17 protein-coding genes and 2 rRNA genes (1 of these 19 only partly in view) are annotated in these 23,746 nt (G+C 59.6%); 9 read left to right on the top strand and 10 right to left on the bottom strand.

The features are described from left to right. Positions 1 to 33: 33 nt before the first annotated feature. From LPW11_RS12830 to rd, 4 genes are all read right to left on the bottom strand, one after another. Positions 34 to 528 (bottom strand): chemotaxis protein CheW, encoded by a 495-nt coding sequence (locus tag LPW11_RS12830; RefSeq protein ID WP_230994272.1) that lies wholly within the window; start codon positions 526 to 528, stop codon positions 34 to 36. Between the two features lie 67 nt (positions 529 to 595). Next, positions 596 to 1,090 (bottom strand): chemotaxis protein CheW, encoded by a 495-nt coding sequence (locus LPW11_RS12825; RefSeq protein WP_230994271.1) that lies wholly within the window; start codon positions 1,088 to 1,090, stop codon positions 596 to 598. A 375-nt stretch (positions 1,091 to 1,465) separates the two neighbouring features. After that, entirely contained in the window at positions 1,466 to 2,989 is a 1,524-nt protein-coding gene (locus LPW11_RS12820; protein ID WP_230994270.1) for a NapC/NirT family cytochrome c, read from the bottom strand. 369 nt (positions 2,990 to 3,358) lie between these two features. After that, positions 3,359 to 3,517, bottom strand: coding sequence for a rubredoxin (gene rd, locus LPW11_RS12815; protein WP_230994269.1), 159 nt, complete (start codon positions 3,515 to 3,517; stop codon positions 3,359 to 3,361). A gap of 208 nt (positions 3,518 to 3,725) precedes the next feature. Here rd and pckA point away from each other — a divergent pair, with 208 nt between their 5' ends. Further along, on the top strand, positions 3,726 to 5,318 hold the full coding sequence (gene pckA / locus LPW11_RS12810; RefSeq protein WP_230998287.1) for a phosphoenolpyruvate carboxykinase (ATP): 1,593 nt from the start codon (positions 3,726 to 3,728) through the stop codon (positions 5,316 to 5,318). A 95-nt stretch (positions 5,319 to 5,413) separates the two neighbouring features. Next, the gene (locus LPW11_RS12805; RefSeq protein WP_230994268.1) at positions 5,414 to 5,875 is read left to right on the top strand and encodes a YbhB/YbcL family Raf kinase inhibitor-like protein; all 462 of its coding nucleotides are present in this window, start codon (positions 5,414 to 5,416) and stop codon (positions 5,873 to 5,875) included. Between the two features lie 184 nt (positions 5,876 to 6,059). Here LPW11_RS12805 and LPW11_RS12800 read toward each other — a convergent pair whose 3' ends face one another. Next, positions 6,060 to 7,469 (bottom strand): DUF3943 domain-containing protein, encoded by a 1,410-nt coding sequence (locus LPW11_RS12800; protein ID WP_230994267.1) that lies wholly within the window; start codon positions 7,467 to 7,469, stop codon positions 6,060 to 6,062. Between the two features lie 426 nt (positions 7,470 to 7,895). Between LPW11_RS12800 and LPW11_RS12795 the strand changes: the two genes are divergently transcribed. Continuing rightward, the gene (locus LPW11_RS12795; protein ID WP_230994266.1) at positions 7,896 to 8,990 is read left to right on the top strand and encodes a class I SAM-dependent methyltransferase; all 1,095 of its coding nucleotides are present in this window, start codon (positions 7,896 to 7,898) and stop codon (positions 8,988 to 8,990) included. Positions 8,991 to 9,512: 522 nt separating this feature from the next. Here the strand turns inward: LPW11_RS12795 and LPW11_RS12790 are convergent. Next, positions 9,513 to 9,866 (bottom strand): hypothetical protein, encoded by a 354-nt coding sequence (locus tag LPW11_RS12790; RefSeq protein WP_230994265.1) that lies wholly within the window; start codon positions 9,864 to 9,866, stop codon positions 9,513 to 9,515. Positions 9,867 to 10,079: 213 nt separating this feature from the next. Here LPW11_RS12790 and LPW11_RS12785 point away from each other — a divergent pair, with 213 nt between their 5' ends. Beyond that, positions 10,080 to 11,342, top strand: a complete 1,263-nt coding sequence (locus LPW11_RS12785) for a PAS domain S-box protein (protein WP_230994264.1) — start codon at positions 10,080 to 10,082, stop codon at positions 11,340 to 11,342. A gap of 18 nt (positions 11,343 to 11,360) precedes the next feature. Here LPW11_RS12785 and LPW11_RS12780 read toward each other — a convergent pair whose 3' ends face one another. After that, on the bottom strand, positions 11,361 to 11,846 hold the full coding sequence (locus tag LPW11_RS12780) for a GreA/GreB family elongation factor (protein WP_230994263.1): 486 nt from the start codon (positions 11,844 to 11,846) through the stop codon (positions 11,361 to 11,363). Positions 11,847 to 12,203: 357 nt separating this feature from the next. Here LPW11_RS12780 and LPW11_RS12775 point away from each other — a divergent pair, with 357 nt between their 5' ends. The 5 genes from LPW11_RS12775 to LPW11_RS12755 all read left to right on the top strand — a co-directional run bounded on the left by LPW11_RS12775 (position 12,204) and on the right by LPW11_RS12755 (position 20,294). Then, positions 12,204 to 12,470 (top strand): hypothetical protein, encoded by a 267-nt coding sequence (locus LPW11_RS12775; protein ID WP_230994262.1) that lies wholly within the window; start codon positions 12,204 to 12,206, stop codon positions 12,468 to 12,470. A gap of 496 nt (positions 12,471 to 12,966) precedes the next feature. Further along, complete coding sequence (locus LPW11_RS12770; RefSeq protein WP_230994261.1) at positions 12,967 to 14,082, top strand: hypothetical protein; 1,116 nt, start codon at positions 12,967 to 12,969, stop codon at positions 14,080 to 14,082. 67 nt (positions 14,083 to 14,149) lie between these two features. Then, a complete protein-coding gene (locus LPW11_RS12765) occupies positions 14,150 to 15,745 on the top strand; it encodes an ABC transporter substrate-binding protein (RefSeq protein ID WP_230994260.1) in 1,596 nt (531 codons plus the stop codon). Between the two features lie 382 nt (positions 15,746 to 16,127). After that, the gene (locus LPW11_RS12760; protein ID WP_230994259.1) at positions 16,128 to 18,209 is read left to right on the top strand and encodes a pilus assembly protein PilZ; all 2,082 of its coding nucleotides are present in this window, start codon (positions 16,128 to 16,130) and stop codon (positions 18,207 to 18,209) included. 36 nt (positions 18,210 to 18,245) lie between these two features. Further along, positions 18,246 to 20,294: an HD domain-containing phosphohydrolase gene (locus LPW11_RS12755; RefSeq protein ID WP_230994258.1), complete on the top strand. Its 2,049-nt coding sequence runs from the start codon at positions 18,246 to 18,248 to the stop codon at positions 20,292 to 20,294. Here LPW11_RS12755 and ung read toward each other — a convergent pair. From ung to LPW11_RS12740, 3 genes are all read right to left on the bottom strand, one after another. Continuing rightward, positions 20,291 to 20,986 carry a uracil-DNA glycosylase gene (gene ung / locus LPW11_RS12750; protein ID WP_230994257.1) on the bottom strand — a complete coding sequence of 232 codons (696 nt, stop codon included), beginning with the start codon at positions 20,984 to 20,986 and terminating at the stop codon, positions 20,291 to 20,293. The two genes, LPW11_RS12755 and ung, sit on opposite strands and share 4 nt — an antisense overlap. A gap of 168 nt (positions 20,987 to 21,154) precedes the next feature. Beyond that, a 5S ribosomal RNA gene (rrf, locus tag LPW11_RS12745) occupies positions 21,155 to 21,271 on the bottom strand. A 125-nt stretch (positions 21,272 to 21,396) separates the two neighbouring features. Continuing rightward, positions 21,397 to 23,746, bottom strand: a 23S ribosomal RNA gene (locus LPW11_RS12740) (it continues 610 nt past the right edge of the window).

Here is a 23,746-nt window from a genome sequence, read left to right as displayed (position 1 = left end):
CTCGAAACTATAAATTTTTAGCAGCAGTGCGCGTTATGCAGCGCGGTCCTCCGGCTCCGTCAGGCGCGCCAGGTCGTCGGAGGAGAAGACCTTGTCGATGTCCAGGATGATGATGAACTCTTCGCCGTGTTTCCCCATGCCGCGGATGAAGTCCGTGTCGAGCTTCGTGCCGATGCGCGGCGCCGGCTCGATGTGGTCCGGCGGCAGGTCGAGCACCTCCTGCACCGCGTCCGCCATGGCGCCCATCACCACCGTCTCGCCGTCCAGCGCGACCTCCACGATGATGATGCAGGTGTTGACCGTCTTTTCCGCCCCCGCCAGCCCGAACTTGAGACGCATGTCCACCACCGGCACGACGCTGCCGCGCAGGTTGATGACACCGCGCATGTAGTCCGGGGTCTGCGGAACCTTCGTGATGGTGGTGAAATCGAGGACCTCGCGCACCTTGCCGATGTCGAGCGCGAAGAGCTCCTCTTCCAGCTTGAACGTCAGGAACTGCGTTGTCTCAGTTGTCGTCTCCGTAGCCATCGTGCCACCTCCCTTTTCTGTTCACGGAGCCCGACGGCCGTGCCGCCGGTGCCGTTATGATCGCTTTTTACGCCGCGCGGTCATCCTGGCCGCTGACGCAGGCCAGCTCCTCGGCGGAGAAGACCTTGTCGATATCGAGGATGATGATGAAATCTTCGCCGTGTTTCCCCATGCCGCGGATGAAGTCGGTGTTGAGCTTCGTTCCGATGCGCGGCGGCGGCTCCACCTGGTCAGGCTCGAGGTCGAGCACCTCCTGGACCGCGTCCGCCATCGCCCCCATCACCACCGTCTCCCCGTCAAGTTCGACCTCCACAATGATGATGCAGGTGTTGACCGTCTTTTCAGCGCCGGTCATCCCGAACTTCAGGCGCATGTCCACCACGGGAACGACGCTGCCGCGCAGGTTGATGACACCGCGCATGTACTCCGGGGTCTGCGGAACCTTGGTAATGGTGGTGAAATCGAGCACCTCCCGCACCTTCCCGATATCGAGTGCGAAGAGCTCGTCCTCCAGCTTGAACGTCAAAAACTGTGTCGTTACCGCAATCGTTTCGACCGCCATGTCATAGCCTCCATCTACATCGTGTTAACCTGGGGCACGCGCCGCAGGATTTTTGTTGTCGCGGGGTTTATCCGGCAGCCGGCGTCCGTATACAGGAGTCGCGGCGGCCAGAGATGTCCCTCCAGTTATCGACCGGGAGTCCCTTTTCTTTAGTGATTTGGCGGAGTTTTAGCAAAAACTAATAGAGGTGTAAGAGTGAGGCTTCGGGGGATGGGAGCGGTTGGGAGAGCTTCCCGGAGGGGCCGGCTTTGTGCCGGAAACGCTGCGCTTATTCCGGCCTGCATTTCGTCTGCATCGGGGGATGATGGTAAGGGGAGTTCGTGCGGGGCCCGGACAAAAACAGGGGGGGGAGCCTTCCGGCTCCCCCCCTGCGCCCTAGCGGGCGGCGTGGCTTTCTCCGCCGGGAACGTCTTGCCCCCCTGCGGAGTGACACTCGCTGCAGTTCGTCTTCATGATCTCATCCCCTATGTCGACGGGATGCACAAACGCATTTACCTTCGTCCCTGCCGGGATGTTCTCCTGCTTTTGCGCAAGGACTACATGGCAGATGTTGCAGTCCTTGGAGATCACCCTGCCGTCCGCCGACTTGTGCTTCCCGTCATGGCACCGGAAGCAGCCGGGGGTATAGAAGTGCCCTATGAAGTTCGGATAGGTGTTCCACGCCACATTCATTCTCGGGAAGAAGTTCTTGGCATACATCTCCTGCACCTGCGCTATCGCCTGCTGCACCGCCGCGCCCTTCGTTTGCAGGATCTGCGGGTAGTTCTTCGCGTAGTACTCCTGCATCCCGGCGGCAATCGCCTGCTGCGCCTCCTCCCTCGACTTGTACGGCCTGGTCAGAAGGCCCACCGCAACCTTCTTCACATACGGAATACCGCGATCGATGCGACCGGCCATAAAGGCCTCGTCCATCTCCGTTCCCGGTGCACGGTATATGTGCGTCGGGCGGTTGTGGCAGTCGATGCAGTCCATCGTCCGCTTCTCTGCCTTGTCGATCTGCTGGCGGGTCAGCGGCTTCTCGGTGTCGAGATACTCAACCACCTTCCCGTCAGCCCCGTGCACCGCCACGTACGGGATCTCGATCCTCTTTCTGTCGGTGGCGATGTAGTTCACCACGCTGCCGATATGCCAGTGAATCCCCTTGTTGTGCGCGGTCCCCGGGGTGCCTCCGATCTTGAGGAGCATGTCGATCTCCCGAGGGGTGTTCTCCTCGTTGGGGGCGTAGTGGGCAAAGACCTTCTGCCTGCCGAAGTAGAACTTCTCCGGCCAGTGGCAGTGCTCGCAGGTGTCGCGCGCCGGGCGCAGGTTCGCGATGGGGGTCTCGATCGGGCGGGAGTAGGTGTGCAACGCCACCGCCACCAGCTGCCGCAACCCCGAGATTTTTGCCTTCACATACCACTCCGCACCCGGCCCGACATGGCACTCGACGCACTTCACCTTCGCGTGAGGGGAGTTGCTCCAGGCCGTATGCTCCGGTTCCATGACGGTATGGCAAAGCTCGCCGCAGAAGGTGGTGGACTCGGTAAATTCGTACCCCTTTATGGAGGCAACCGAGACGATGAGCAAAAACACGATGGTCGCCAGCACGAAGAAGATGAAAAGGCGCCGCTTGTGCGGGTCGTTGAAGTCGACCTGGGGGAAAGGAAGAATGTCTTCCTCCGGTATCGCCCGCCTCTTCTCCCTGACGCGGTATGCCCCGAGCGGCACCAGAAGAAGGCCGAGGATGAGCATCCCCGGGAAGAGGAAATAGGTCAAAAGCCCCAGGTACGGCTTTTCCATGCCGATTATCGCCTCGAAGGAAAGGAAGGCGATGATCAATCCCGCTGCTGTTATCGCGATCACCATGCCGAAAAGACTGATCAGGTTCCATGCATATCCGGCGTACTTTCTAAGTGGCATACTCACTCCTTTACGTGTGCGAGGTTGGCGGGAGAGCCTACTACGCTGACCAAGCTTTGTCAAAAAGAGTCTCTGCGCGTGCCCAACCGTGAAACAGCACTATTCGCGCATCGATTTAGCGATGCAATAGTACCGCTCTTTTCGGCAATCATCATCATGTCTTGAGGCAGAGGCTATAGATAAGTCCGGACCAATACGAAGAGGACTCCTGTGGCGGGTTGTGGAGAGGCGGTGACTACATGCTGGAGTGCGGTGGAGGAGTGATGAAGACACCCAGAAAAGAAATTGATGCAGGGGGGCTGAGTGGTGCTGCAGAGGAGGGCGCGGGGGGAGGCGGGGGATGCACGGCACCCCCCGAGTCTGGAGCGATCACTCCGGCTCGAACACCTCCTTGCCGGCGCCACACACCGGGCAGACCCACTCGTCCGGCAGATCGTTGAAAGATGTCCCTGGTGCTATGCCGCCATCGGGATCCCCCAGGGCGGGGTCGTACACATACTGGCAGATAGTACAGATGTAGGTTCCCATGTTTCTCTCCTTTGGTAACGGTTTTCGGCCCCTCCGATCATTCCGCCCGGGAAAAACGGAGCGCTGCACCGGCATTAGATTACCAGAGGACCCCCTACTGTCAATTAGAGGAAGCCCACGGCATTTTTGTTGATTTTAAGGGCTCGTGTGTTAAGTTTACAAAAGTTTTCTTATCATGAGATGCCCTTAAAGGGAGGGGTGTATGAGCATGGATCTCAATAGCGTAACCAGAAGCACCGGTCTCGAAGAGCACGGGATCACCAACGCCAATATCATCTACTGGACGCCCCCGACTACGGTTCTGTACGAGCAGGTCGTAAAAAGGGGGGAGGGACTGATTTCCCACCAGGGCCCGCTGACGGTGAAGACGGGGCACTATACGGGGCGCGCGGCGAATGAAAAGTTCATCGTCGACGAGCCCTCCTGCCGCGACAAGATCAACTGGGGCACCATAAACCGCCCCTTCGACGAGGACCGCTTCGAGGCGCTGTACAGGCGGCTCACCTCATACCTGCAGGGGAAGGACCTCTTTGTGCAGGACTGCTACGCGGGCGCCAGCCGCAGCCACCGCATTCCGGTGCGTATCATCACGGAGAAGGCCTGGCACTCCCTCTTCGCGCGCAACATGTTCATCCAGGCGACGCGCGAGGAACTGGAGAACCACAAGACCCAGTTCACCGTCATCGACATACCGAGCTTCCACGCTGTCCCCAGTATCGACGGCACCAACTCGGAAGCCTTCATCATCATACATTTCGCGAAGCGCCTGGTGATCATCGGCGGAACGAGCTACGCAGGGGAGATCAAGAAATCGATCTTCACCGTCATGAACTACCTCCTCCCCTCCCAGAAGAAGGTCCTCTCCATGCACTGTTCTGCCAACGCCGGCCCGGACGGTGACACAGCCATCTTCTTCGGTCTCTCCGGGACCGGAAAGACCACCCTCTCCGCGGCCCCCAACCGCCGCCTCATCGGCGACGACGAGCACGGCTGGGACGACGGGGGGATCTTCAACTTCGAAGGGGGGTGCTACGCGAAGGTCATCAACCTCTCCCCGGTGAGCGAGCCGGAGATCTACGACTGCACGAGGAGGTTCGGCACCATCCTCGAGAATGTGGCGATAGACACCCTCACCAGGAGAATCGATCTCAACGACGCCTCCTTCACGGAGAACACCAGGGCCTCATACCCCCTGACACACATTCCGAACATCATCGGTGCCGGCACCGGCGACCATCCGAACAACGTCATCATGCTCACCTGCGACGCCTTCGGGGTCCTCCCGCCGATCGCGCGCCTCACACCGGAGCAGGCGATGTACCACTTCCTCTCCGGGTACACCGCGAAGGTCGCCGGCACCGAGGCAGGGGTAACGGAGCCGAAGGCGACCTTCTCCACCTGCTTCGGCGCTCCGTTCATGGCGCTGCACCCGTCGGTATATGCCGAGCTCTTAAAGGAGAAGATCGGGACGCACCAGTCGCACTGCTGGCTGGTGAACACCGGCTGGAGCGGCGGCGGCCCCGGAGTCGGCAGCAGGATGAAGATCGCCTACTCAAGGGCTCTGGTAAACGCCGCCCTCGACGGCACGCTGGCCGCCGGTCAGTTCGAGCTCGACCCGGTCTTTGGCCTCAGCATCCCGAAGTCGTGCCCCGGCGTTTCGCAGGACGTCCTCAACCCCAGGAACTCCTGGGCGGACAAGGCTGCATACGACGAGGTGTCGCGCAACCTCGTGGCGCGTTTCCGCAAGAATTTCGAGCAGTTCAGCAACTACGTCTCCCCTGACGTCGCGAAGGTCATGTAGTCGGTTGAGCAGTGACAAGCTTTCGGGGCCCCGGTTAAAGCCGGGGCCTTTTTTCCTTGGTAAACTCGCTCTATAGACCATTGAGGAGGTGCACCATGGAGTTCAAGCTGAGCAGTCCTGCTTTCAATAACGGCACCCAGATACCGTCGAGGTACACCTGTGACGGCGAAAACATCAACCCACACCTGGTCATCCACGGCGTGCCGGCAAAGACGAAATCGCTCGCGCTCCTTGTGGAGGACCCGGACGCTCCGGCAGGGCTGTGGGTTCATTGGGTGATGTGGAACATGCCCCCCGACACGACGGAGATCCGGGAGCACACCGTCCCCTTCGGCGCGAAGGAAGGGCTCAACACCCGCCGCAAGCACGGCTACGACGGCCCGTGTCCCCCCTCCGGTTCCCACCGCTATTTCTTCCGGCTCTTCGCGCTGGACCAGAAGCTGGAGCTGAAGGCGGACGCCGGGAAGGAGCAACTGGAAGAGGCGATGATGACGCACATACTGGCTACGACGGAGCTTATGGGGACGTACTCGAGGACGAACGAAGGCCCGATGTAGCGACCGGGTAAAGACAGGGAAGAAAAAGAGGCCCGCCGGCACAGCCGGGGGCCTCTTTTTGTTGAAGTCGTAGGCCGGGATAAGCCGCAGGCGTTCCCGGCGTCGAGGCCAGCGACTAGATGCGCCCCATGATTGCCGGAGACGCTCCGCTTATTCCGGCCTACCTTGAAAGCCGCATGAGCTTCTATCTCCACTCCACCGCGCCGAACTTCGACGCACCGAGATAGGAGTAGGTGATGCTGATACTCCCTTCGCTCTCGTGCATGCTGGGGTGGCTGCCGTACTTCGCCTCGCGTGAAGAAAAGACGTATTGCAGGCCGAAGCCGTGGCGCTTGTACACGCGGACGGTAAAGCCTATGTTGCCGCGGAAGATCAGTTCGGAACCTTCCGAGTCATCCGAGCCTGTGCCGCTCACATAGTACTCGTTGCCGCTCAGGTAGCACAGGGTTCTGTCACCGAAGATGAGACGAAGCGAGGCGGAAGCCAGGGGGGTAACGCCGTAGTGGTAGTCACGCTCTCCGGACACCGTCGGAGTCTGCCCCGCCGCGCCGAAACCGACCCCGGCCAGTACAGACCCCTGAAGAGCTATGCCGGGAGCCACCCAGTACTGGGCGGTGCTGCCGAGGGAGAGCGCCATGGTGGAGACACGGAAGAGCTCGGGAGAGATGTAGTCGTAGCTGCCGTAGAGCCCCCAGATGCCGCGGTAGTCATTCCCCAGCTCGTAGCGTTCCCCGAAGAGAAGTCCCCTGAGCACCACGTTTCCCACAGGGTTGCTGCTCCTCGCCCGCAGCTGGAAGAGGAAGTCGAAGTAATCCATCGGCCGGCGGTATGTGTACCCCGGCTTGCCGGGAAGGCCGTAGATCATGGAGAAATCGACGGTTGCATCGTGCCGGAGGATTTCCGCAGTGGTTCCCAGGTTGTCCTTGTTGGTGTCGAGGCTCAACCCCATGCGCAGACGCCAGAAGACGGCGGGGTCGTGATCGGGATAGAGCGTCTTGAACCGGTCGCCGAAGACGTGCCGGTTGAAGGCGGTGGCAGGGGAGATCAGGGCGGCCGACGCCTCGTGCAGCGTGTCGTTTCCGTCCCTCAGCACGAGGTTCGCCATGCGATAGAGCGCCTCCCCGAGGAGGCTCCCTGCATTGCCGGTGGTTATCTGGTCATTTATGGAAGGGGGGTCGGTCTCTCCCGCCATCTTCCAGATGAAGCTCCCCATGTTGCTGTACAGGAGCGATTCCCAGAAGCTGAGTCCTGCAGAGCGCGCGAGGCCGTACATTACCGCCCCCTGGTACGGATGCGCGAACTGGTTCACATCGAAGGGATCCTTATCGAAGACCCAGTTCTGTTCCCTCAGATGCTCCCATGTGGTGGAGAGGTTCACGCTGTAGACCTTCTTGTCGTCCTCCTTGTCGCCGGAATAAATGACCCGGTCCACCAGGTTGAGGCCGATGAGAAAGGCGGGAATTTCCAGAGCCGGAATTGCATAGCTTTTTCCCGTGCCGGTGTTCCACGAGAGGGGGGGAGGCTCCTGCGTAGGGGGGCGCGCTGCCGGCTGAAAAAAGGTAGTCTCGGCCGCATTGTCTGCCACTACGACCATAGACGGCTTTAGCTGTAACTCACCGGGGGAGAGTAAGGAAATTGGTGAATGCGGTGCCGACCCTTCAAAAGCCGCCACAGGGGTTGCAAAAGAAAGGCACAGGAGAATGAGGATGCAAACTTTGAGGACCACTTCTGACACAGAAAGGCTCCCTTGAGGGTGTTCCATCCGATTCGCGGGCAGGAAATATGGGCGGTACTGATCTTCGGGCAAATGAGGCTATTAGATAATACTAAGGCGCGCTCAAAAGTCCAGAATGCCGCGCCAGTTGCAGAGTTCGGCATCGCGGTGAGCAACTCCATGTCTCACAACCTCTTTTCACACACTGAGTTCCGTCCACAAAGTAGTATCACATGGCAGAGTAGATAGTAGCGGGCCGTACCCTTCACCTTGCCAACGCAGGGAGGTAGCTGGTACAGTAGCCGCATGTCCGACATCGTCCGCCGCCACTACGAGCTGTACCCCTACCCTCACTACCCTCTGCTCGCCTCGGTGCGCCGCTGCGACACGTATGCCGCCAACCTTTCCGCGCTCTGGTGCCGCTTCAACGGGGAGCTCCCCTCTCCGGAGGCGCGACGCATCCTCATCGCCGGGTGCGGCTCGTTCTCCCCCTACCCCTTCGCTCTCGCCAATCCCGATACCCCCATTACCGCCCTCGACCTCTCCGCCTCAAGTCTCAGGAGGGCACGGCTGCACTGCCTGCTGCACGGCCAGCGGCATGTCACCTTCAGGGAGGGGGATCTGCGCGACCCTTGCGCAATCGACGGCGCCTTTGGGCTCATAGACTCATTCGGCGTTCTGCATCACCTGGAGGATCCGCTGGCGGGGATGCGGGCTCTGGCGGCGCACCTGTGCGAGGGGGGGATACTGCGCGTCATGGTGTACAGCCGCTACACCAGACGTGAAGAGGAATCGGTGCGGCGGGCCCTGCGCATCCTCGGGGTGCGGGACCCGGCAACGGCGCGTCGGCTCCTGAAGCGGGCCCGAAAGGGATCGCGGCTGCGACGCTTTCTGGAGGCGTCGGAGGAAGTCTCCGGCACCGCCGGCCTCGCCGATGCGCTGCTGCACCCCTGCGTCACCACCTACCGCATTGACGAGTTCATGGAACTGGTTGCCGCCTCCGGCCTGCAACCTCTCCTCTTTGCCCACCGGCACGCCCTCCCGGACGTCGAGGAGGAGATAGCGAGGATAAGGGCACTGGAGGGCCAGAAGCGCTCTCCCGGTAATTTCGTCCTTTATCTCGGGCGCGGCACCAAGGGGGGGTGCGGCACGGAGGAGGACTCCCTGTTCCTGCTAAACCCTGCCCTTTCCGGCGCCGTCCGCTCCCTGCGCCCCGGCGCTCTGCACATTCCGCCACGCCTGGGACACCACAATCCCCCGCTTAGGGGAGGGGACCGCCGCTTCCTGCGCCGCTTCCTGCGCCCCGTCGGCAGCGACGCATTGACGAGGGAAGAGCGGGAGGCCGCCCTCTCCTTTGCCGAGAAGCTTTTCCTCCTTCAATACAGAAGATCGCCCCTCTGACCACCAGGCATCGCACACGTTTCGTTCTTCAGGAAATGGAGCAGGCGAAGCTATTTCCCCCTCTGCGATGATCTGGGAGTCGGGCGCAACCACCGGTTGCGTTCCCTCAAACAAGATGAGAGGCCATACGTTCCCCCCTTTGCTAAGGGTCTTCAGGGAATTCTGGGGAACGCGCTGCAAAGAATCCGGGTGACCCCACGCTGGAGCGTAGGCATCTTGCCTGCGATGGCGGCGCAGCCGCCACAGACCGCGCGGCTGGCGCCGCGGTACAGGCTGGGAAGCCTGTGCTCCAGCGCGGCGCCACTAGTGTCCTCTCACGTCAACGGAAGCGACCGGGCTCAATTCCCGGAATTCCCGGATGAACCTTTGCGAAGGGGGGGACAGGGGAGATTTGCCTTGGGTAGGCGGACGGGTGGGATGTTTGACAGGGGGTGGATAAAGCTGCGGGCTTATCGGAAGGCTTTCCCCCGGGAAGCCGCATGTCGCGCGGTTCCCGGGGGGCAGCGGGTAACGGTGCAGCGTTTAGCGGAAGGAACCGGAATTTTTCAGCGCCTGCAGCCGTTCATTGTCGATGTCGTGCAGCGCCACGATGTTCTGCCTCGGCAAAAAGACGCTGCCGTCCCCCTTCGGCGTCGGGATGTGCAGCGTTATCCCCTGGTCCGAGCAGCAGCTCAGATACCACGACTCGCTTCCCGATCTCTCCAGCTTCCCGAGAATCTCCGGATAGTCCTTCAGTTCCACGTACAGCGTCACGTCGTCCAGATTCCTGAGCTTCTGGATGTAGGTCATCCCTTGGCTGGAAAGAAAGGTGGTAATCTTTCCGAGGTTCTTATCATTGCCGTTGGCGCGGATTTTCACCTTAACAGTCGTAGTCATCACTCCCCCGAAAACATGGAAATAGCACGGAGAACCCGTTGTTGCAGCTTTTCGGACGGTACCGCAAATCGCTTGAGTGAAAAAAGACCAGAGAAGCAAAATAGGTTTACCGCGAAGAAGTAACGGGTAAACTAGAAGTCATCTCTTCTCTCATTACTCATTCGAAGCTGCGCCGTTAACGGTGAGCGGGGGCAGTCGTTAAGGGGGAGCAGGTTGGGATCTCTGAGCGAGTTGATCAACATAGAGCAGATCCGTCTCCTCCTGGAGGCGCACCACAGGGTCACCGGGATCTGTTCGGCTGTTGTCGATGCCGAAGACAAGGTCCTCGTGGCGGTGGGATGGGGGGATGCGGAGTGCACCCCCTCGGAGCGCTCGGGCTCCGGCTCCTGCCAGGGGTGCAGCGAAAATAGAACGGTACCCTCTTCTTTTTCGGCGACCGCTCGCGACCTGAAGTGCAAGAAGCTCCTGTGGGACGTCGCACTCCCGATCATCGTGGAAGGAAAGCACCTCGGCACCTTTTTTACCGGCCAGATCTCGGCCGGGGATGAGAGTACAGAGAGGGCGGAGGTGCCGGGCCCAGCCAGGATAGGGCGCAGCACTGCCGCCACCGGAGAGAAGATAAAGCATCTCATCGACTTCTTCTATGTTCTTGTGGAGATGATGGGTCAGATGGTCGGACGGACTATGGAACTCGCCCGCGAGGTGGAGGAGAGGCACAAGGCGGAGAAGTCGCACCGCGAGTCGAGGGAACTTCTGGAAAAGATCGTGAACAGCATCAGCGACCCGATCTTTGTGAAGGATCGGCAGCACCGGCTCGTCCTTGTGAATGAGGCGGTGTGCACGCTGGCGGGGCTGCGCCGCGACGACCTGATGGGGCGCAGGAACGAGGAGGTATCGCTGGCAAACGAGGTCGACGTGCTCTGGGAGACGGACGAAGTGGTATTTACCACCGGCGAGGAGACGGTCAGGGAAGAGGAAGTCACCGACGCCCAGGGGGGAAGGCGTGTCGTCCTTACCAGAAAGAGCATCTGTCGCGGCGCCGACGGCAATCCGTACCTCGTCGGGGTGCTGCACGACATAACGGAGAGAAAGCGTAGCGAGGAGGACATCGCTTTGCTGAACTTCGCCCTCGACAACGTCCGGGAAGCGGCCTACCTCATGGACCAGCAGGCGCGCTTTCTGTACGTCAACGAGGCGGCCTGCCGCGCCCTCGGCTACCTGCGCGAGGAGCTCCTCTGCATGAGGCTCCCGGAGATAGCCCCGGACCGCCCCCAGGAGCGCTGGGTCAAGGACTGGGAGGAATTGAAGGAAATGGGGCGGCTTACCTTCGAAAGCAGGCACAAGACGCGCTCGGGGCGGATCTTCCCGGTGGAGATCACGGCCAACTACTTCGAGTACGACAGCACAGGATACACACTCGCCCTGGTGCGGGACATGACCGAGATCCCTCCGCTCACCCCTCCCCCCTGGCCATAGGCTTCAGCACCTCCTTTTTCAGGAGATCTCCACTATCTCGTATTCCCTTTCCGACCCACCGCAGTCGACCTGCACGACATCCCCCACCTCCCTGCCGAGAATCTGCCGCCCCAGCGGGGAATGCGGGGTGATCACCGTTATCTCTCCCGCCTCGTCCGAAATCCGCAACCCACCTGCGGCGGGTCCGAGGAAGATCCTCTTCTGGGTGCCCTCCTCGTCCTCGAGGGTGACGAGTGCGGTGAGCCGGACAGCTGAATCTGCCGAGAATCCCCTTACCTCCAGATGCCGGTAGCTCTCCAATGCTCCCCGGATCTCCTGTGCCCTGTTCGCCTGCCCCTGCGCGACGTAGGACGCTTCCAGGCTCAAGGTGTCGTACTTGTTGTCGGGGATATTCTCGGAGTCCGTCGCTGCGCGGTGGGCGGTCCTCGCCGCATCGAGCAGCACCTCGTGGCTATGTGAAAGTGCGCCTGCGATGAGGGCGACGATTTTCTCTTTCTTCTTCATCCTTACCTTTTCGCTCCTGCTGGCAATATTGATCATCCCGGGATTTCGGGAGAATGCGGACGACTCAAAAAAAGCCACAGGGTGATCGCCCTGTGGCTGGAAAGAAAAGCTGAGCAGTTATAGCAGTTTTGCCGGCGGCATTCAAGGCCGGTATGCGCAGAGTTTCTTCATCTGCAGCTTCATCCGGTAGCACCCGAAATAGGGCGCCGCTCAGCCGAAATGGGGCAGAGAGAGGGGATCAAAGGGAGAAAAAGAGGGGAAGGTCGAGAGTCGATCGGCATCCGCAGGCTGCTGGGGAGCGGCATGAAAGATGCTATGCTTAGAAGTGGTGCAGATATCAACCTATGGGAGGAATCTATGAAGAGAGTACTTTCTACCATCGTCGCGTCACTCGTTGCACTATCCTTTGCCGCACTCGTCTCCGCCGCGGAAACGACAACGACAACCACCGAGCATACGACCGCCGCGCCTGCAGCGAACGGCAGCGATCAGGCCACAACAGCGAAGAAAAAGCCCGCGAAGAAGAAACACCACAAAAAGCACCACAAGAAGAGCAGCACGAAGAAAAAAACGACTACGACAACCACCACAACGACAGAGCCGGCTCCGGCAGAGAGCAAGTAGTACAACAGCTCAAGTCGCAGGTGGCGGTACCAATACGCCCGACAAAGCCCCAACGCACCCCGTTGGGGCTTTTTTCGTGTGAAGGAGAGTTCCGGGACCGGATCCCGCACCCGTAGGCCGGGATAGGGCTCAGGCGTTCCCGGCGGTCGTCGCCACACCGATAGATGCTGACCGGGAGTTTCCGGAGGCGCTGCGCTTATTCCGGCCACATCATTCCTAGCAGATGTGCCACGTGCTGTCATAGCGCCGCCTGGCGAAGACTCGGGGTCTCGTGCTGCAACTTATAAATTTTCCGACACCTGGCACTATGACTGCCCCTGTTGTGTATCATTGACATACATTGGACAATTCTTTCAATCACCCCTGTCATGTGAGCAAAGCGGGCGAGTGGAGCCAACCCTGAGTCGATCTTATGCAAGAGGTGATCATCTCGGGAACTGGGAGAGAAGCACCCGCAAGTATCTCTCACGACATCGATAATCGGTGCTACTACCCCATGAGAACCATCAACTTCATAAAGGGGAGACGTGCCCCATGGCAGCGCCTGCTGCTCCTTGGGGTGCTGGCAGCCTCCCTTTTCCCCTCTGCGGGGCAGGCCGCCTCCGGCGAATCGGAACCACCGGTGGCGGTCGTCCCGGCGGAACCCGCTCCCCCTCCCCCTCCCGAACCTATCGTGGAGCCGAGCTTCTTCCGATCAATCACCAACGGGATCCTCCTACTCGGCAGGAGCGCGGAAAAGACCCATGACAAACTGCAGGCATCGATCCTGGAGCAGACGATCAGGTTCGACGACTTCTTTGGCACAATGAATAACAAGAAGGAGCAGCGGACCGGTTATCTGCTGCGCTGGCGCAACGATGTTCGCCTCGATGAGGGGGGGCATCTCCATTACGGCTCGACGCTGCGTGCCGACGTGAGGCTTTCGCGAATCGACGAGAAGTTGCGCCTCACCTTTGCCAGCGAAAACGATTCGGAGGCTTTCGCGCCGCGTCTCCCCGAGGATCCGGGGAATCCCGGTTTCGACCGCACCACCCCCAATGCCCGGATCGTGAACATGGAGCTGCGCTACCAGCTTGTAAACTCGCTGGCTACCACGTGTTTCATGGGTGTCGGTCTCGACCTCTCCTTTCCCCTGCAGGTCTTTGTCAGGGCCAGGTACCAGCACAGCTTCCGCCTGAGCGACGTCTCCCAGATCCGGGTATCGGAAACGGCCTTCGAGAAAACCGCGGACGGACTCGGGGAGACGACAGAGGTATCGATCGAGCGCTCCCTTTCCCCCGAGACGCAGCTGCGCCTTGCCACCAGCGGCACTGCCTCGGAGGAGATCGGAGGCTTCGAATGGGGAAGCGAGCTCTCCCTTTTGCACCGGCTCTCCCCCAAGAGCGCCGTCACCGTCGCAGCCGGAGTTTATGGAGATACCTCCGAGGCACACGGCATAAGCAACCATCGCATCTTTGCGCGCTACCGCCGCAACTTCCTGAGGAGCTGGCTCTTTTACGAGGTGGAGCCCGAGGTGTTCTGGCCCCGCCGGGACGATGACACCTATCCCACCAGCTATGCCGTCACCTTCCGGCTCGAGGTCCTCTTTGAAGGGAAGGAAGAGAAGAAGTGATGGCGAAGGGATTCGGCGCCTCAAAAAATTCTACTCGCGAGTGACAGGGACCGATCAGGAGGTGCCCATGCGCCGATTCTCTAGTTGCGCCGGAAAAAGATCAGGCCGGCTGAAACGCGTCATCTTCCCGAGAGGCATCCACGCTGTAGCCACCTTGCTGTGCGGGCTCATCACGCTCCTTTCTTCCACCGTCGAAAGCGCGGCCCCGCAGTACGGCGGAACTCTCACCATCGCGGTCGACCGGGAGTTTCGCGGCTTCGACCCCCTCAATGCGGGGTACCTGCAGCTCGGGGACCGCAGCGTCGTTATGGCCGTGGAAGAGCGGCTCTTCTCCACCGACACGGAGGGAAACCTGGTGCCGGAGCTTGCCCTCTCCGCCACAGTCTCCAAGGACGAACTGACCTGGTCAATCAAGCTGCGCACCGGCGTCTATTTCCACGACGGCACCCCGTTCAATGCGGATGCAGTGGTTCAGCACTGGCAGCGGATGCTCGACCCCGCGAAACGCTACCCCGGCGCCCTCTACCTGGAACCTGTCGACTCCGTCACAAAGGGGGACGACTACACCGTCCTCTTCACCCTGAAGCACCCGTGGGCACCGTTGCGGGCGATGCTCAGCGAGTCGCAGTGGATGGGTGCCTTCATACCGTCTCCCAAGGCTGTACGCGCCAAAACACAGAGCCGCGCTCCGGTGGGGACGGGACCGTTCGTCTTCAAGGAGTGGGTGCCGAACGACCGCCTTGTGGTGCTGCAAAATCGGAACTACTGGCGCAAGGGGAGACCGTATCTCGACAAGGTGATCTTTCGGCCCATCGCCGATGCCAGCGCCCGTCTCGCCGCACTGACGGAAGGAAGAAGCGACATCGTCCTCAGCGACGTCGGGAGCGAAGTGGCCACGGCGAAGGGGGACACGACCCTCAAGGTGTACAGCGCACAGTCGACGGGGCCGTACACCCTGATCATCAATACCAAAGTTTCACCTCTGGACGACTCCCGTGTGCGCCGCGCCCTCGCCTACGCGTGGGATCAGGAGACCTACGTGAAGAGCATGTCGGGGGGCCCCGCCCCTGTCGCCCGCGACCCCTTCGGCGGCACACTCTCCTGCGCCGATGTCAGCTACCGCAACCACGACCTCCCCAAGGCCCGGGAACTCCTCACCGCATACGGCTCGCCGGTTGCGCTGGAGCTTCTGGAGTCGGATACACCGCGGGGACGTGCGGCGGGAAAGCTCGTGCAGCAGCTTTTTAACGGTATCGGCGTTACCGTCACCGTCACGCACCTCCCCGAGGGAGAGCTGGTGCAGCGGGTCATGCGCGGCAACTATCAACTCTCGGGGTGGCGCCTGATGGACCTGGACGACATGGGGCCATACTTCAACGTCACCCTTCAATCGGAGGGCAAGCTCAACTTCAGCCGGTACAGCAATGCCGCCATGGATGAGCTGCTGAAGATCCAGCAGACGACCGACGGCAGCATCAGACAAAATGCGCTGTGCCGGATCGCCAGCCTCATCAATGAAGACGTCATGTACCTCTACGCCGGTACCAGACGGTTTCATCTCATCTCCAGGGGATCGATCCGGGGCATTTCCGGAGCCGAGCACGGGGTGGTGCGGGTATCCGAGGCGTGGCTGCAGAGTGGGAAAGGCCAGCCCCGCCGCTGACCTCCCGCTGCGTCGAAATTTTCACCGCCTCGTGACGAAATTACTAACTTTCCGGAAGGCGAAGGGAAGAAAGGGCGATGCAATGAAGGCTTCGGCACCCGGCCGTCCCACGGGGGGAAGCACTCAACGTGGCGGGATTTCCACCCCTTTTCACCATTTCGCCCCTTCCCTCGGGGCCATCTACACCCGGGGCGTACAAATTGCTTGCGCAGCCGCATTAAAATGCCATAATTTTAACGTTTGCCCAGCCCAGAATGGACTCCCCCTGGCCACCCGCCGATACACATTTTCGGGGGCGCGCCGCCCCGTTTCACAGTGACACAGTTACTGCCGTACCAGAAGACTTCCCAACTACCAAGACAGAGGCTGCTGGAGGTGTGACATGATGTTTCCTTGTGAGGCAATCCCGATTCCCGAGGCCGAGAGTGAGAGCAGCGGCAGCAGGAGCGTCAACAAGTCGTACCTGGTGAACAAGCTCAATTACCTCAATTTCCAGGATGAAAGCATAGAGGTCCACCTCAAGCACAACAAGTACGACAACACGATCACCCTGCCGGTGAAGCCTCTCCCTTGCGCGGGGGAACGCCTGGACTGCAGCTGGATCCGCAGGCCGGGGCTCCAGCAGGTCCTTTCCTCTTACAGCTTCAAGTATCTCCTGATGAACGACGGGAAGAAGTTTCTCATGGTGGCGCCGAAGCTCCTGAACATCGACGAGGAGGGGCTGAGCGTACTCCTCCCCATGAAGGGGCGGGAGTTCAGGATGAGACGGATCAGGAGGCACCCCAGCTCCGGCATAGGTGTGCAGCTCACCCAGGACGGCGCGCTCTTCCAGGGGACACTGGCGGACTTCACTCCCGTATCGCTGCGGGTGGAGGGTAGCGTCGCGACGCCGCAGACCTTCAAGTGGATCAGCCCCAGGTCGCCGGTCAACCTCCACCTTTACCTCGGGAAGCAGATTCTCTACTCCGGCCCCTGCGACATCACCAGGGAAAGCTTCAAGGAGAAGCAGGGAGCTTTCGTGCTGAGCTGCCAGGAAGGGGCGGTGCGCAGGTTCAATGCCGAGCGCTACCTGAGGGCGGCGCAGCAGCTTATCCCCTCCCCGAGCATCATCTTCGAGCACCCCCTCATCGGGAAGACCGTGAACCTGAAGGTTACCTCCCTCACGGGGTGGGCCCTGACAGTGCAGGAAACGGAGGAAAATTCGGTCCTGATGACCGGGATGATCATACCGACGGCGCGGCTCAATTTCGGGCACGCCCTCAACTTCACCTGCCGGGTCCAGGTGGTGTCCCGCACGGTGAGGAGGACGGAGGGGGACGATGAAGGGGTGGCGAGCTGCGACCTCGTGATCATGGACATGGACATCCACGAGCACGTGAAGCTTCTCTCCATCCTGCACCAGGCGAGCAACGAGAATTCCTACGTCTGCAGCACCGTGGACATGGACGCGCTGTGGGACTTCTTCTTCGAGACCGGCTTCATCTACCCCGAAAAGTACGCCCACTTCCAGGCGAACAAGGGAGCGATCAAGAAGATCTACCACAGGCTGTACGGCCACAACCCGCACATCGCACGGCACTTCACCTACCAGGACAAGGGGGTCATCCTGGGGCACGTGGCGATGGTGCGCTTCTATGAAAACTCCTGGATGATCCACCACCACGCGGCTCGCAAGACCGTCTCCTTGAAGGCGGGGATGGCCGTGCTGCACCAGATCGGGCAGTATGTGGACGTGCTGCGTAACTTCTACTTCGCCCACCTGAACTACGTGTACTGCTACTTCCGCCCGGAAAACAAATTCCCCAACCGCGTCTTCGGCGGCGTGGCGCGCCACCTGAACGACCAGAAGCGCTGCTCGCTGGACAGGTTCGCCTTCTCCCACTTCATTGCGCCCCCCGTAAAGGAGGCTCTCCCGGAGCCATGGCAGCTGAAAAGAACCTGCCCCTTCGATCTCAGGGAGCTCGGGAGTTTCTACGGCTTCACCTCCGGGGGGCTCATGATGGACGCCTTCGACCTCCGCAGCGAGGACGAGATGCCAGACTCGCTGGACAAGGAGTACCAGAAGCTCGGATTCCGCAAGGAGAAGCACCTCTACTCCCTGCATCATGAAGGGAGTGTGAAGGCGATAATCATGGCGCACGCCACCGATGCCGGCTTCAACATGGCGGACCTCACCAACTGCGCGACCCTCATCGTCCTCGACGAGTCGATTCCCGCAGAGGTCATGCAGGCGGCACTCGGGGAGGTGGCAGCACACTACGACGGCGAGATGCCGGTCCTGACCTATCCGTACAGCTATGCGGAGAACGGCAGGCTGCCGGTGGAGAAGACGTACGCGCTGTGGATCCTCGATCTGCGTTACCTCGAGGAGTACTTCGAATTCACGGAGTCGCTCTTTGCGGGTGGAGGCAGGAAGACGGAGGATTCGGAGATGCGGGAAACTCCCGCACTTCCGGAGGCCTGACGTCCGCCAGGACGCACGGGTCACAGGGAAATGACCATGGATGTGCATGCTCCCCTCTACAACAGCAGGATCACGGACTCGTACCTCAAGCTGGTGAAGAAGAGGTACCCGTTTGTGAACATCGGCGAACTGCTGGCGTATGCAGGGATGAAGGAGTACGAGGTCGCGGATCAGGGGCACTGGTTCACTCAAGACCAGGTGAACCGTTTCCAGGAAAAGCTGATCCAGATGACCAGCAACCCGCACATCGCGCGGGAGGCGGGACGCTATTGCGCGTCCGTCGATGCGCTCGGTGTCATGCGGCAGTACATCCTCGGCTTCATCGGTATCTCCCATACCTTCCAGATGACCACAAAGACCGCCTCCAACTTCACCAGGTCAGCGATGTATGAGGCAAAGGCGGTTTCCTCCACCCAGGTGGAGGTCGTGGTGACCCCGCTGGTGGAGGGGCTGGAGCGACCGTTCCAGTGTGAGAACAGGGCGGGGTTCTTCGAGGCGATCGTCCTCATGTTTTCCAGCAAGATGCCGACAGTCTCCCACCCCGAATGCGTCTTCAACGGCGGGAAGGTGTGCCGCTATGTCATCACCTGGGAGAACACCCTCCCCGACGTCCTGAAGCGGGTGCACAACATCCTCACCCCCCTTCTCATACTCCTTAACGTTACAATCGTCCTGGGACATAACTGGGGAATGCTGGAGAGATCCCTCACCGGCTCCCTCATACTTGCCCTGCTCATTACCATAGCTGCCCAAAGGAGCGAACTCCGCGGGCTCTTCTCCAGCCTCAGCAACACCATGGCCACGAAGGACAGCCTTCTGGAGCAGATAAATATAAACTACAACAACGCGCTCCTCACAAACGACGTCGCCCAGGGGCTCGGGTCGTACTCGAATGCAGACGACATCCTGGCCGACGTCCTCCGTGTCATGCAGAAGCGGCTCAAGTACGACCGCGGGGTGATCTTCCTTGCCAACAAGGAGGGAACGCGCCTCGTGTTCCATGGAGGGTATGGCTACTCAGACGAGCACATCGCCCTGTACAAGAAATTCCCCTACCATCTGGACCGTCCCCGCTCGAAAGGGATGTTTCTGCGCGCCTACCGTGAACAGAGGCCCTTCCTCATCAACGACGTCGAGGACATAAAGGACTCCCTGTCCAACCGGAGCCTCGCCTTCGCCCGAAAAATGGGGGCGGTTTCCTTCATCTGCTGCCCCATCATCTGCGAGAGGAAATCGATGGGGATCGTGGCGGTGGACAACGTCACGACGAAGCAGGCGCTGGTCGAGAGCGACATCGGGCTGCTCATGGGAATTGCTTCGGTCGTGGGGATCAGCATCAGGAATGCGGAGCTCACCGATTCCCGCGTTCGCGTCTTCAGCTCCATCCTCCATGCGCTCGCAGCGAGTATCGACGCCCGCGACCCGCTCACCGCGGGGCACTCGGAGAAAGTGACGGAATACTCCCTCGGGATCTGCCGCGAGCTGGAGCTGCAGCCGGAATTTTGCGAGGTGATCCGGGTCGCGGCGCTGCTGCACGATTACGGCAAGATAGGGGTGCCGGACACGATACTGAAAAAGAAGGGGAAGCTGACGCAGGAAGAATACGAAGTGGTAAAGGCCCACTCGCTGAAGACGAAGGAGATTCTGGCGAAGATCAATTTCGAGGGACCGTACAGGGATGTACCTGCAGTTGCGGGTGCCCATCACGAGAAACTCGACGGCAGCGGTTATCCGTGCGGGATGAAAGGAAGCGACATACCGCTCGGAGCGCGCATTATCGCAGTAGCCGATTACTTCGAGGCGATCACCGCGAAGAGGCACTACCGCGATCCAATGCCCGTTGCGGAGGCGTTCTCAGTCCTCTACGGGGCGTGTGGATATCATCTCGAGGAACGGCTGGTGGAGGCACTGAGGGCGTATTACGTGCGGACCTACCCGGAGGACTTCTTCGACCAGTACGTGCTCCCCGAAGCGCAGCTTCGCCGGCCGCCGCCGACTCCGGAAATTTGGGAGGCCTTGCCGCAACCCGCCGTTACGACTCCCACAGACCCCGCCACAGCAGATACCCGCACCTCCAACACCTAGCCGAGACGCCAATCGATCGGCTGCACCCCATGTTGGGCGAGATAGGCCGCCGCCTTGGAAAAGTGCCTGCAGCCGAGAAAGCCGCGGTGGGCAGAGAGCGGTGAAGGATGAGGAGCCTTGAGAACAAGGTGCCTCTTCTGGTCGATGACTTCCCCTTTGCGGTGGGCGTAGGCTCCCCACAGCATGAAGACGAGGTGCTCGCGCTGATCATTCAAAGCACTGATGGCACGATCGGTAAAGGTCTCCCACCCCTTCCCCTGGTGCGACGCAGCGCGCCCATCCTCAACTGTCAGGACACTGTTTAGAAGGAGCACCCCCTGTTCGGCCCACCGCTTCAAATTTCCATGAGGGAAGTGCGCCGGAGGTATGGTGAGGTCAGACTGGATCTCCTTGAAGATATTCACCAGAGAAGGGGGCGAGGGGGTGCCCGGCGGCACCGAGAAGCAGAGCCCATGTGCCTGGTTCGGCCCGTGGTACGGATCCTGCCCGAGGATGACGACCTTCACGGCATCGAAAGGAGTGGTATTGAAGGCGTTGAAGTACTCGTTTCCTTTCGGATAGATCCTTTTGCGGGAGGAGAGCTCGCGTCGCAGAAAATCCTTCAGCTCGAGCATGTAAGGCTTCTCGAATTCAGAGATGAGATGCCGCTTCCACCCTTCCTCCAACCGGACCGCCCCTTCCGCATCAGCCATTACCGCACCCTCCGTGCTACAGTCAGTCAGCGCCGGGACGCCACTGCCTCTTATACTCCACAACGTCCACAACGTCCACAACGTCCGTCGATTCGCGCCAGCGCCAGCCATGAAGCCCCAGACGCAGAAAAGCCCCACCTCTTTCGGGGTGGGGCTTTTCAATTAAATTCCCTGCGGCGACCTACTCTCCCACACAGCTTCCCGTGCAGTACCATCGGCCCAGAGAGGCTTAACTTCCGTGTTCGGGATGGGAACGGGTGTGACCCTCTCGGCATTGCCACAGAGAAACTTTTCGCTTCAGGTTTATTGCCTCAAGCACATCGTTTCTCCAATCGCATAGTCTTCTGATCTGTCGGCAGTCGCAGCATATAATCGGGGGGTGGAGGTCCACCCCCCTTCAATAATTTTTTATGGTCAAGCCTCACGGCCGATTAGTACCGGTAAGCTGAGTACATTACTGTACTTACACACCCGGCCTATCAACGTTGTGGTCTACAACGGGCCTTCAGGGGATTGCTCCCGGGGATACCTAATCTTGAAGGAGGCTTCCCGCTTAGATGCTTTCAGCGGTTATCCTTTCCGTACATAGCTACCCAGCGACTGCTCCTGGCGGAACAACTGGCACACCAGAGGTACGTTCAACCCGGTCCTCTCGTACTAAGGTCAACTCTTCTCAAGTATCCTACGCCCACGGTAGATAGGGACCAAACTGTCTCACGACGTTTTAAACCCAGCTCGCGTACCGCTTTAATTGGCGAACAGCCAAACCCTTGGGACCTACTTCAGCCCCAGGATGCGATGAGCCGACATCGAGGTGCCAAACCTCCCCGTCGATGTGAACTCTTGGGGGAGATCAGCCTGTTATCCCCGGCGTACCTTTTATCCGTTGAGCGACGGCCCTTCCATACAGAACCGCCGGATCACTAAGACCTACTTTCGTACCTGCTCGACTTGTGGGTCTCGCAGTCAAGCTCCCTTATGCCTTTACACTCTACGGCTGGTTTCCAATCAGCCTGAGGGAACCTTCGCGCGCCTCCGTTACTCTTTGGGAGGCGACCGCCCCAGTCAAACTACCCATCAGACAGTGTCCCCGATCCGGATGACGGACCTGGGTTAGACACCCAAACCAACCAGGGTGGTATTTCAAGGATGGCTCCACCGAAACTGGCGTCCCGGATTCACAGCCTCCCACCTATCCTACACAAGCTAATTCGAATGTCACTGTCAAACTGTAGTAAAGGTGCACGGGGTCTTTCCGTCTTACCGCGGGTACTCGGCATCTTCACCGAGAATTCAATTTCGCTGAGCCACTGGTTGAGACAGCGCGGAAATCGTTACGCCATTCGTGCAGGTCGGAACTTACCCGACAAGGAATTTCGCTACCTTAGGACCGTTATAGTTACGGCCGCCGTTTACCGGGGCTTCGGTTCAAAGCTTCACCTTGCGGCTAACAAATCCCCTTAACCTTCCGGCACCGGGCAGGCGTCAGACCCTATACGTCGTCTTGCGACTTTGCAGAGTCCTATGTTTTTAGTAAACAGTCGCTACCGCCATTTCTCTGCGACCCTCCTCAGCTAGGCGAGCGAATCGCTTTCACCAAAAAGGGCATACCTTCTCCCGAAGTTACGGTATCATTTTGCCGAGTTCCTTAACCAGTGTTCTCTCAAGCACCTTAGGACATTTATCCTCACCCACCTGAGTCGGTTTACGGTACGGTCACCTGCTGTCTGAAGCTTAGAGGCTTTTCTTGGAAGCATGGGATCGACGACTTTACGGGGATACCCCCTCGTCATCAGCTCTCAGCGTTGAATAGAGAAAGGGATTTGCCTCCTTCTCCCGCCTACAGCCTTAAACCAGGACAACCAGCGCCTGGATCGCCTACCCTTCTCCGTCCCCCCATCGCAACAACAGGTGGTACAGGAATATTAACCTGTTTCCCATCAACTACGCCTTTCGGCCTCGCCTTAGGGACCGACTAACCCTACGCAGATTACCTTTACGTAGGAAACCTTGGGTTTTCGGTGACAAGGTTTCTCACCTTGTTTTTCGCTACTCATGTCAGCATAATCTCTTGTGATACCTCCAGCCGTCCTCGCGGTCGACCTTCACAGGCTTACACAATGCTCCCCTACCACTCGCTCCTTAAGAAGCGAATCCGCAGCTTCGGTACTACGCTTGAGCCCCGTTACATTTTCCGCGCAGACCCACTCGACCAGTGAGCTATTACGCTTTCTTTAAAGGATGGCTGCTTCTAAGCCAACCTCCTGGTTGTCTGGGCATTTCCACATCGTTTTCCACTTAGCGTAGATTTTGGGACCTTAGCTGGCGGTCTGGGCTGTTTCCCTTTCGACCGCGGATCTTATCACCCGCGGTCTGACTCCCACAGTAACAGTTAACGGTATTCGGAGTTTGGTTAGGTTTGGTAATCCGGTAAGACCCCTAGCCCATCCAGTGCTCTACCCCCGTTACTTACTCTGTGAGGCTATACCTAAATATATTTCGGGGAGAACCAGCTATCTCCGAGTTTGATTAGCCTTTCACTCCTATCCACACCTCATCCCCTGGCTTTTCAACGCCAGTGGGTTCGGGCCTCCACGAAGTGTTACCTTCCTTTCACCCTGGACATGGATAGATCACCCGGTTTCGGGTCTACTCCCAGCAACTATGGCGCCCTGTTCAGACTCGCTTTCGCTGCGGCTCCGTTCTATGAACTTAACCTCGCTGCTGAGAGTAACTCGCTGACTCATTATGCAAAAGGCA

The sequence above is a fragment of the Geomonas sp. RF6 genome (genome assembly GCF_021044625.1).
Taxonomy (GTDB): domain Bacteria; phylum Desulfobacterota; class Desulfuromonadia; order Geobacterales; family Geobacteraceae; genus RF6.
The sequence above is the reverse complement of the archived record's forward strand: the minus strand, read 5'-3'. Positions and strand labels throughout refer to the sequence as shown.